Origin of the sequence: Protofrankia sp. CiT1, assembly GCF_917627335.1 — a bacterium.
Classification (GTDB): Bacteria; Actinomycetota; Actinomycetes; order Frankiales; family Frankiaceae; genus Protofrankia.
In genome coordinates this window covers 13,568-23,648 of the sequence record NZ_CAKJTP010000011.1, presented here as the reverse complement: position 1 = coordinate 23,648, position 10,081 = coordinate 13,568, and the positions used below count along the sequence as shown (strand labels likewise).

At 67.9% G+C, this 10,081-nt stretch carries 10 protein-coding genes; 8 read left to right on the top strand and 2 right to left on the bottom strand.

The window, feature by feature from the left end; all coding sequences use genetic code 11:
- A partial coding sequence (locus MJ785_RS03615; RefSeq protein ID WP_370652861.1) for a site-2 protease family protein occupies positions 1 to 1,218 on the top strand: 1,218 nt, incomplete at its 5' end.
- Positions 1,215 to 2,153 (top strand): tRNA (adenine-N1)-methyltransferase, encoded by a 939-nt coding sequence (locus tag MJ785_RS03610; protein WP_239346616.1) that lies wholly within the window; start codon positions 1,215 to 1,217, stop codon positions 2,151 to 2,153. The genes MJ785_RS03615 and MJ785_RS03610, both read left to right, overlap by 4 nt.
- Positions 2,154 to 2,214: 61 nt before the next feature.
- Here the strand turns inward: MJ785_RS03610 and MJ785_RS03605 are convergent, their stop codons facing one another.
- Positions 2,215 to 2,544, bottom strand: a complete 330-nt coding sequence (locus tag MJ785_RS03605; RefSeq protein ID WP_239311195.1) for a ferredoxin — start codon at positions 2,542 to 2,544, stop codon at positions 2,215 to 2,217.
- A gap of 120 nt (positions 2,545 to 2,664) precedes the next feature.
- Between MJ785_RS03605 and arc the strand changes: the two genes are divergently transcribed.
- The 6 genes from arc (at position 2,665) to prcA (ending at position 9,005) form a co-directional block, all read left to right on the top strand.
- A complete protein-coding gene (arc, locus tag MJ785_RS03600; RefSeq protein ID WP_239311194.1) occupies positions 2,665 to 4,470 on the top strand; it encodes a proteasome ATPase in 1,806 nt (601 codons plus the stop codon).
- A 416-nt stretch (positions 4,471 to 4,886) separates the two neighbouring features.
- Positions 4,887 to 6,404, top strand: coding sequence for a depupylase/deamidase Dop (gene dop, locus MJ785_RS03595; RefSeq protein WP_370651647.1), 1,518 nt, complete (start codon positions 4,887 to 4,889; stop codon positions 6,402 to 6,404).
- Positions 6,405 to 6,693: 289 nt separating this feature from the next.
- The gene (locus MJ785_RS03590) at positions 6,694 to 6,912 is read left to right on the top strand and encodes a ubiquitin-like protein Pup (RefSeq protein ID WP_239311193.1); all 219 of its coding nucleotides are present in this window, start codon (positions 6,694 to 6,696) and stop codon (positions 6,910 to 6,912) included.
- A gap of 416 nt (positions 6,913 to 7,328) precedes the next feature.
- A complete protein-coding gene (locus MJ785_RS03585) occupies positions 7,329 to 7,502 on the top strand; it encodes a hypothetical protein (RefSeq protein ID WP_239311198.1) in 174 nt (57 codons plus the stop codon).
- Positions 7,454 to 8,278, top strand: a complete 825-nt coding sequence (prcB, locus tag MJ785_RS03580) for a proteasome subunit beta (RefSeq protein WP_239311192.1) — start codon at positions 7,454 to 7,456, stop codon at positions 8,276 to 8,278. Before MJ785_RS03585 ends, prcB begins: the two co-directional genes overlap by 49 nt.
- Position 8,279: 1 nt before the next feature.
- Entirely contained in the window at positions 8,280 to 9,005 is a 726-nt protein-coding gene (prcA, locus tag MJ785_RS03575) for a proteasome subunit alpha (RefSeq protein ID WP_239311191.1), read from the top strand.
- Between the two features lie 325 nt (positions 9,006 to 9,330).
- On the opposite strand, the gene MJ785_RS03570 is transcribed toward prcA, so the two are convergent.
- Positions 9,331 to 10,035 carry a dienelactone hydrolase family protein gene (locus tag MJ785_RS03570; RefSeq protein ID WP_239380041.1) on the bottom strand — a complete coding sequence of 235 codons (705 nt, stop codon included), beginning with the start codon at positions 10,033 to 10,035 and terminating at the stop codon, positions 9,331 to 9,333.
- Positions 10,036 to 10,081 lie beyond the last annotated feature (46 nt).

Here is a 10,081-nt window from a genome sequence, read left to right as displayed (position 1 = left end):
GGGGGAGGCCGTAGCATCGCACACATGGCCGATCAGCCGGACCAGGTCCATCGTGTCACTCCCCCTGCCGCGGGCAACGGCAGCGGTGGTGACCAGCCCCGTCACGCACCCGGTCTGCTCATCGGGCGGGTCCGCGGCGTACCGGTGTACCTGTCTCCGTTGGCGCTCGTGTTCGCCGTCATCATCTGCTGGCTGCTGATCGGTCCCAATCGGGACCGATTGCCGGATGTCGCCGACAGCCGCCTGTATCTGTTGGCCGCCATCACCGCGACCGGATTCGTCGCCTCGCTGGTCATCCATGAGCTCGGCCATTGCCTCATGGCACTGGGGTTCGGTCTCGGCGTCCGGGCGGTGACCGTGCACGGATTCGCCGGGTTCACCGAGATATCGCCGGAGCCTCAGACACCGGTCCGTGAATTCCTGGTGGCCGGTGCGGGTCCAGCCACCAACGGTCTGCTCGCGGGTGTGGGTTTTGCCCTGCTGACGGTGGTGGACAGCGGTACGCAGCCCGGTGTCGTCATCCTTGACCTTACCGTGACCAATCTTGCCCTCTGCGTGCTGAACCTCGCGCCCGGCCTGCCCTTGGACGGAGGCCGGCTGGTCGTGGCCGCCGTCTGGGGCGCCACCAAGAACAAGCTCCAAGGCATCCGGGTCGGCGCCTACGGCGGTTTCCTGGTCGCCGTCCTGCTGGCGCTGTGGGGCCTGTTCGCCCCCGGTAGCGACTTCGGCGGTGTCTACCTGCTCGGTGTGAGCGCGTTCATCGCGGCTGGGGCGTATCAGCTGTTGCGGCAGGCTCAGATCCACATGCGCCTGCCAGGGGTATCCGCCGGTCGGCTCGCGCGTCGCACGCTGCCGGTGGAGGGTGCCGTGCCGCTCGCCGAGGCGCTGCGGCGGGCGCGTGAGCTCGGCGCGAGCGCGGTGGCTGTCGTCGGCTCCGACGGGACACCGCTCAAGGTCATGAACGGGTCGGCCGTGGACGCCCTGCCCGAGCATCGCCGGCCGTGGATGACCGTGGACGAGGTGAGCCGAACGCTCGAGCCCGGCATGGTGCTCGACGCTGAGCTGGAAGGTGAGGATCTGTTGGCAGCCGTGCGGGGCACACCGGCGTCCGAATACCTGGTGACGCAGGGCGGCCGCCCGGTCGGCATCCTCGCCATGGTCGATCTGGTCGCTCGCATCGACCCAGCGGGCGCTGCCCGGTCGGCGGTCCGCTCGTGAACCGGCCGCCGACCGGTGCGGCGCACCGCCGCGGCGCCTTCACCAAGGGCGACCGGGTGCAGCTGACCGACCCCAAGGGGCGGCGCCACACCGTCCTGCTCGAGCCCGGCCGCCAGTTCCACACCCACTCCGGCGCTATCGAGCACGACGACCTGATCGGCCGGGACGACGGCGTGGTCGTGACAAGCACCGGCGGGACACCGTACCTGGCGCTGCGTCCGCTGCTGACCGACTTCGTCCTGTCGATGCCGCGCGGCGCCGCCGTGGTCTACCCCAAGGACGCCGCGCAGATCGTGGCGTACGCCGACCTCTTCCCAGGCGCGCGGGTGCTGGAGGCCGGGGTGGGTTCGGGCGCGTTGTCCTGCTCGTTGCTGCGGGCGGTCGGCGATACCGGGCGGCTGGTCTCCTACGAACGGCGGCCCGACTTCGCCGAGATCGCCCAGAAGAACATCGAGGCCTTCTTCGGCGGGCCGCATCCCGCCCACACGCTGCGGGTGGGGGATCTGGCCGAGGCGACCGAGCGCGACATGGACCGGGCGGTGCTGGACATGCTGGCCCCGTGGGAGGTGCTGGACGCGGTGAGCGCCGCGCTGGTGCCGGGCGGGGTCGTCTGCGTCTATGTGGCCACCACCACCCAGCTCGCGCGGGTGGTCGAGGCACTGCGCGAGTACGGCACGTTCGCCGAACCGGCGGCGTGGGAATCGATGATGCGCACCTGGCATGTGGATGGGCTGGCCGTACGCCCGGACCACCGGATGGTCGGTCACACCGGCTTCCTCGTGACAGCCCGGCGGCTCGCGGACGGGGTCACCCCGCCACCGCGGCGACGGCGCCCGGCGAAGGGCGCACGGCCCGACGTGACCGAGCAGACGTCCCCAACGCCCGGTTCCGCGCTGTCGGATTCCCGACAGGGGGCAGAATCGGTCGTACGTTGATCCGCGCTACGGCTCCCCGCCGGGGAGCCGTAGCGCGACAGCGCGTTGCGAAACAGACGGTTCAGCTGCCCGGCCCGGCCTCGAGGGTGCCGTCGGGACGCTGCACGTAGATGCAGTTGCCCGGGCAGTCGTCCGCAGCCGCGACCACATCGCCTACCAGTGGCAGTGGTATCGGTACCGATTCACCGGGTTTCGTGCGCAGCAGCCCGTCCGGCCCCTTCACGTACGCCAGCCCGTCAACATCGAACTCGAAGACGGTCGGAGCAAACTGGACGCAGAGTCCGTCTCCGGTACAGGCGTCCTGGTCGATGCGTACCCGCAACGCCGGCGGTGTTGTTGGTCCGGTGAGATTCCTGGGCGTTGCCACAGAGCTCCGATCTTCTGTCACCATGGCACCGTAACTCGCTGTTTACGGCAAAGCAGGCTCGTAGTCGTCAGACAGGCGTGCCAGCGGCGGTCACAACGGTAGTGTTGGGTGCGTCCCGGTCAGCACGGGGGAGGTGGAGGCGCGGTGTCCGGTCCCCGTTCGGGCTCTGGCTCCGGTGGGAGCTCGGGTCGTCCAGGTGATGGAGATTCACGAGCGTCGGCATACGAGAAGGAAGTGCACGAGCTCACAACTCAGGTCGCCTTCCTTGAGGAGGAGGTGGCCATGCTGCGGCGGAGACTCAACGAATCCCCGCGGCAGGTCCGTGCCCTTGAGGAACGATTGGCTGAGACACAGGCGGATCTCGTCGGTGTCAGCGGGCAGAACGACAAGCTCGTGGCCACGCTGCGCGAAGCTCGCGACCAGATCATCGCGCTGAAGGAAGAAGTCGACCGGCTCGCCCAGCCGCCGAGCGGCTATGGGATCTTCATCGGGTCGTACGACGACGGCACGGTCGATGTGTTCACCCAGGGCCGCAAGTTGCGGGTGACGGTGTCACCGAACGTTGGCGTGGTCGATCTGAGCCCCGGGCAGGAGGTCATGCTCAACGAGGCCCTCAACGTCGTCGACGCACGCGCGTTCGAACGCCACGGTGAGATCGTCCTGCTCAAGGAGATCCTTGAGAGCGGCGATCGAGCTCTGGTCATCGGCCACACCGACGAGGAGCGCGTGGTCATGCTCGCCCAGCCGCTGCTGGACGGACGGCTGCGGGCCGGTGACTCGCTGCTGGTCGAGACCCGGTCAGGGTACGCCTTCGAGCGCATCCCCAAGTCCGAGGTGGAGGAGCTGGTTCTCGAAGAGGTCCCGGATATCGGCTACGAACAGATCGGCGGCCTCAAGGGCCAGATCGAGTCGATCCGTGACGCCGTCGAGCTGCCGTTCCTCTACAAGGATCTCTTCCTTGAACACAAACTGAAGCCGCCGAAGGGCGTCCTGCTGTATGGCCCGCCCGGCTGCGGCAAGACGCTCATCGCCAAGGCGGTGGCGAACTCGCTCGCGAAGAAGGTCGAGGCACAGACCGGCCAGGGCAGCGGACGGGCGTTCTTCCTGAACATCAAGGGCCCGGAACTGCTGAACAAGTACGTGGGCGAGACCGAACGGCAGATCCGGCTCGTGTTCCAGCGGGCGCGCGAGAAGGCGTCCGAGGGCATGCCCGTGATCGTGTTCTTCGACGAGATGGACTCGATCTTCCGGACCCGCGGGTCAGGAGTGTCCTCGGATGTCGAGAACACGATCGTTCCGCAGCTGCTCAGTGAGATCGACGGCGTCGAGCAGCTGGAGAACGTGATCGTGATTGGCGCGTCCAACCGCGAGGACATGATCGATCCGGCGATCCTGCGGCCGGGGCGGCTGGACGTGAAGATCAAGGTCGAACGCCCGGACGCCGAAGCGGCCAAGGACATCTTCGCCAAGTACGTGACGCCGGATCTCCCGTTGCATCCGGAGGATCTCACCGAGCACGGTGACAGCCGGGAGGCGACCTGCCAAGGGATGATCCAGCGGGTTGTCGAACGGATGTACGCCGAGACGGAGGAGAACCGCTTCCTCGAGGTCACCTACGCCAACGGCGACAAGGAGGTCCTGTATTTCAAGGACTTCAACTCCGGCGCGATGATCGAAAACATCGTCGCCCGTGCCAAGAAGATGGCCGTCAAACAGCTCATCGAGGGAGGCGTGAAGGGGCTGCGCATGCAGCACCTGCTCAATGCCTGCATCGACGAGTTCAAGGAGAACGAGGACCTGCCCAACACGACCAACCCGGACGACTGGGCGCGTATCTCCGGCAAGAAGGGCGAGCGGATCGTCTACATCCGCACGCTCATCACCGGCACCAAGGGCACCGAAGCCGGCCGGTCCATCGACACGATCGCCAACACGGGCCAGTATCTGTAACCGATATCTGTAACCGATTTTCGCGGTGGAAGCCCGGACACCGGGTGACAAGGCGCTGTACCGGTGGTGGGCAGGGCGGGATCTCCCGCCCTGCCCACCCCGCTGTTCTCCGCTGCCTCCGTCTCGTGACGCGCCCCCAGCCTCGCTTCTTGATCTACATTTCCTGTTGCCGGAGCCGCTCAACGCTCCCTCGCCAGCCGCGGCCCTCAGCCACATCACATCGCATCGCATCGCGCAGACCATGATTTTTACGTCCGCCCCTGATCGGTTATGTGCCCGGGGCAGGGCTGTCAACGGCTCGTATGTCGTTGGCAGCGTGCCGCTCGGCCTGTTTTCGGAGATCCGCCAGACAGTCACGCACAGTCAGCCATCGAATCCAGGTCTCGGTACGGCCGCAAAACACCTACGCTGAGAGTGTGAGCGTTCGCCGGATCATGGGAGCCGAGACCGAGTACGGCGTGTCGGTGCCCGGTCAGCCAACCACCAACCAGATGCTTGCCTCGTCGTTGGTGGTCAACTCCTACGCCAGCCGACAGGCAACCGGCACGAGCCGGGCCCGGTGGGACTTCGAGGAGGAGTCACCGCTGCGCGACGCACGCGGCTTCGAGCTCCCCCGCGAGCCCGTGGCCGATCCGTCGGCTCCCGCCAACGAGGACGACCTGGGGCTCGCCAACGTCATCCTCACCAACGGCGCGCGCCTCTACGTCGACCACGCCCACCCCGAGTACTCCACCCCCGAGGTGACGAACCCGCGCGACGCGGTGCTGTGGGACAAGGCCGGGGAGCGGGTCATGGCCGAGGCCGCGCGGCGGGCGCTGTCCGTCCCGGGCACGATGCCGGTGCACCTGTACAAGAACAACACGGACAACAAGGGCGTCTCCTACGGCTGCCACGAGAACTACCTCATGGCCCGCTCCACACCGTTCGCCAACATCGTCCGCCACCTCGTGCCCTTCTTCGTTTCCAGGCAGGTCGTGTGTGGCGCCGGCCGGGTCGGCATCGGCGTGGACGGCCGTGAGGCCGGTTTCCAGCTGAGCCAGCGGGCCGATTTCTTCGAGGTCGAGGTCGGGCTGGAGACAACCCTGAAGCGTCCGATCATCAACACCCGGGACGAGCCGCATGCGGACCCGGAGAAGTACCGCCGGCTCCATGTGATCATCGGCGACGCGAACATGAGCGAGATCTCGACCTACCTCAAGATCGGAACTACCTCGCTTGTCCTCGCGATGATCGAAAGTTCCTGGCTGGATGTCGACCTGACCGTCGACAACCCCGTGGCCGGCCTGCGGGCGGTCTCCCACGACCCGTCCCTGCGCCACCTGCTGACCCTCGGGGACGGCCGGAAGATGACCGCCGTCCAGCTGCAGATGGAGTACCTGGAGCAGGCCCGCAAGTACGTCGAGGACCGCTTCGGCACCGACCTGGACGCCCAGACCGCGGACGTGCTGGCACGCTGGGAATCAGTCCTGGTCCGTCTTGAGGACGACCCGATGAGCTGTTCCCGGGAGCTGGACTGGGTCGCCAAGCTCGCCATCCTGGAAGGCTACCGGGCCCGCGACGGTGTCGACTGGGACGCTCCGCGCCTGCAGCTGGTCGACCTGCAGTACTCCGACGTCCGGCCCGACAAGGGCCTCTACAACCGCCTGGCCGCCCGCGGGCGGGTCGACCTGCTGCTTGACGAGAACGAGATCGTCCGTGCCATGACCGAGCCCCCGCACGACACCCGGGCGTTCTTCCGCGGCCGCTGCCTGGCGCTGTATCCCCAGCAGGTCGCCGCCGCCTCCTGGGACTCGGTCATTTTCGATGTCGGGCGTGACTCCCTGCAACGGGTACCCACCCTGGAGCCGCTGCGCGGAACCCGGGCGCACGTGGGCGAGCTGCTGGCCCGCTGCCCGACCGCGCTGGACCTCGTGGACGCACTCGCCAAGGGCTGACCCACGGCCGCGGCCTCGCGGCCTCGCGGAAGCATCGGCAACCGGTCATATCCCGACATGGGAGAGTGCGCCTGCGCGCGCCGGCGTGGGAGGTGGCCAGCGGCGTATTGCGCCGTGGGCGGACGTCGCGACGTGCGGGCCGGATCGTGATGAAGTGGTGCTCTGACGTGGCCCCGTGCACTCCTCGACGTCGCTGCCGCCAGGGCGAGGTTGACGGCGGCGCCCGCGAGCGGTTCAGGATGGCGGAGCCCGGGGATAGTGTCGCTTCATCACGATCGAAGGAGGTCTCATGCCTACCAAGGACACCGGCGGCGGTCAGCAGCGCTCGGGGCGCAAGGCGGACCAGAGCGACGAGGTCGAGGTCGAGGAGTCCAGCGCCAGCGACCTCAAGGAAAGGCACGAGAAGCTGTCCGAGGACGTTGATTCCCTGCTCGACGAGATCGACGACGTACTCGAGGAGAACGCCGAGGAATTCGTGAAGGGCTACGTACAAAAAGGGGGGGAGTAAGAGCGTGTGTGAGATCGGGCTTTCGATCAGTGAGCCCCGTCCAGGCGCCCCCGGGCAAGGCGGAAGGCCGAAGCGATACCGGATGAGTTGTCTCGGTGTGGCCGACAACGCGGCCAGGGGGCACCTGGACGCGGCGAGGCGGAATGACGATCTCACACACGCTCTCAGAGGCTCCGGCAACCGGGCCCGGCTCGCGCCGCCTGGTCGGCGCCTCGCGTCATCGCTGCCCGTCCGTTGCCGCGCGATGCACGGGTACGGCTCGTCGGTCGCCACCCACCATCTCCGGTGAGTCTCCGCGCCGCTTCGCGACCCATCCACCCGGACACCGCTTCCTGATCGAACGGCCTCCTGCCGGAGCCCGCAAGCGACACCTGTTCTCTGATCACAGCAGGCCGCACGGGAATGAGCTTGCCGACATGCCGGCTCCGACGCTGGCTGGATCAAGTGACATCGTGTGCGGCAACGGCACCGTTGGTCTCGGGAACCTCACCGACGACCGGCGACCGCCGGCCCAGGCAATCAACTATCTGAAGGGGGATTTGTGGCTGATCCAGCGGGAGTCGCGGGGCGTCTACCGTCTGTGTTCATGACACCGGGAACGTCGTCGTTCACCGAGTTCCTGGCCACGGCCGCGCCCGATCTGCTCCCGGGCGCGCGCGAGCGGCTGCCGGTCGCCGCCACCGAGGTGGCCCACGGCACGACGATCGTGGCGGTGGCGTTTCCCGGCGGCGTGATCATGGCCGGTGACCGCCGCGCGACCATGGGCAATGTGATCGCACAACGTGACGTCGAAAAAGTGTTTCACGCCGACGAGTACTCCTGCGTCGGGTACGCGGGCACGGCCGGGATCGGTGCGGACCTCGTCCGCCTGTACCAGGTCGAGCTCGAGCACTACGAGAAGATCGAGGGTTCGACCCTCAGCCTGGACGCCAAGGCCAACCGCTTGTCATTCATGATCAAAAACAACCTTGGGATGGCTCTGCAGGGACTCGCGGTCGTCCCGTTGTATGCCGGTTACGACCTCGACACCGGCAAAGGGAGGATCTTTTCCTACGACATCACCGGGTCTCGGGCCGAGGACAGCTCCTTCCAGGCCATCGGATCGGGCTCGGTGTTTGCCCGCGGCGCGCTCAAAAAACTCGTCCGGGCGGACCTGACCGCGACGGAGGCGGTGCGGGTCTGTGTCGAGGCCCTGTACGACGCCGCCGACGACGATTCCGCGACCGGCGGTCCCGACCTCGTCCGCCGTCTCTACCCGGTGGTCGCCTCGGTTACCGCGGACGGCTTCCGCCGCTTCCTCGATGACGAGGTGGGCGCTGTCGTCGAGGCCGTCGTCGCTGACCGCATGACGAACCCGGGAGGCTGACATGACCATGCCCTTTGGCTACGCCAGCCCAGAACAGCTCGTCCGGGACAAGTCCGAGTACGCCCGCAAGGGCATCGCCCGCGGCCGTAGTGTCGTGGTGCTGACCTACACCGACGGCATCCTGTTCGTCGCCGAGAACCCCTCGTCGACCCTTCACAAGATCAGCGAAATCTACGACCGGATCGCGTTCGCCGCGGTCGGCAAGTACAACGAGTTCGAGAACCTGCGGACTGCCGGCGTGCGCATGATGGACGTCCGCGGCTACATGTACGACCGCCGTGACGTGACCGGGCGAGCGCTTGCCAACTGGTACGCCCAGACGCTCGGCACCCTGTTCACCGACAGCATCAAGCCGTACGAGGTGGAGATCGTGGTCGCGGAGGTCGGTGAGCGGGCCGAGGACGACCAGATCTACCGGCTCACCTACGACGGGTCGATCGCGGACGAACGTGGATTCGTGGCCATCGGCGGGCAGTCCGAGCAGGTCAGCGCATCCCTGAAGGAACATCACGCGGACGGCCAGCCGCTTGCCACCGCGCTGAGAGCAGCCGTGAACGCGCTGCGGGCCGGCACGCCCGCGGGCGGTAACGGCGACCGCGCCCTGTCCTCGGCAAACCTTGAAGTGGCCATGCTCGACCGCACCCGCAATCGCCGGCTGTTCAAGCGCATCTCCGGCACGCAGCTCGACGTCCTGCTCGCCGAAACCGCGGACAAGGACGACCGCTAGGACGGGTTCTGAAAGCCGCCCCACAAAATCGATCATATTGCGGCACACCGACAGGCCATCGCGTACGCCTGGCCTGTCGGCACCGGTCGGTCCGCGATGCCGGGCTTGCGCAGCACGCGCTGCTGCCCGGCTCACCGACAACAGCCAATACGGCCAATACGGCCAATACGGCTGATAGCGGCGATGATCTGGGACGTGGCCCGCGGGGCGGCGGGCAACGGGGTTCCCAGCCAGCGCGAAGCGGTGGCTGGAATACGGCGAGCAGCGGTGCAGGCGGCTCGGTGCAGGGGCGGGTGTGCCCGCACCGCCGCCGGCGCTCCCAGCGCTATCCCGGGGCCACCTGGCTACGGAGCCAGCTCAGCGTCCTGCGCCAGGCGTCCCGGGCCGCCTCGGGCCGGTAGACCTCCGCACGGTCGTCGCTATGGAAGGCATGTCCCGCGCCCGGATAAACGATCAAATCGGTCGGTACCGCTGACGTCGTGGCCGCCGCCCGCAGCGCCTCGATCTCCGCCCGGCTGATCAGCGCGTCGTCCTCACCGTAGAGACCGAGCCACGGCGTGCGCAGCGAGGGGGCGCTCTCCACCAGGGGCGCGCACCCCTCCCAGTACGGCGTGCTCACGCCGCCGCCGTAGAACGACACGGCCGCGCCCATGCTGTGACGGGCGGCGGTGCCCAGCGCCACCGTCCCGCCCATACAGAAACCGATCACCGCTGTCCGCTCGGGGCCAAAGCCGTTGTGCGCGAGATGGGCCAGGCAGGCGTCGATGTCCGCCGCGATGGCCGGGCCGGTCAGGGTACCCATCCGCGCGACCGCGGTAGGCCAGCCACCCGCCGGCTCGACCTCGGCGAAGCCGTCCCGGTGGTAGAGGTGCGGTGCCACGGCGAGCCAGCCGGCCTGGGCCAGCCGCGCGCAGACCGAGGTGAGGTAGGGCGTGATGCCCCGAGCGTCGTGAACCACGATGACCCCGCCGTACGGCGGGTCATCCGCGGCCGGCGCCACCACCGTGGCGGGAACAGCCCCGCCCAGCATCGCCACAGTCCGCAGCTGGCCGTTCTCCGACTGGCCGTTCTCCGAC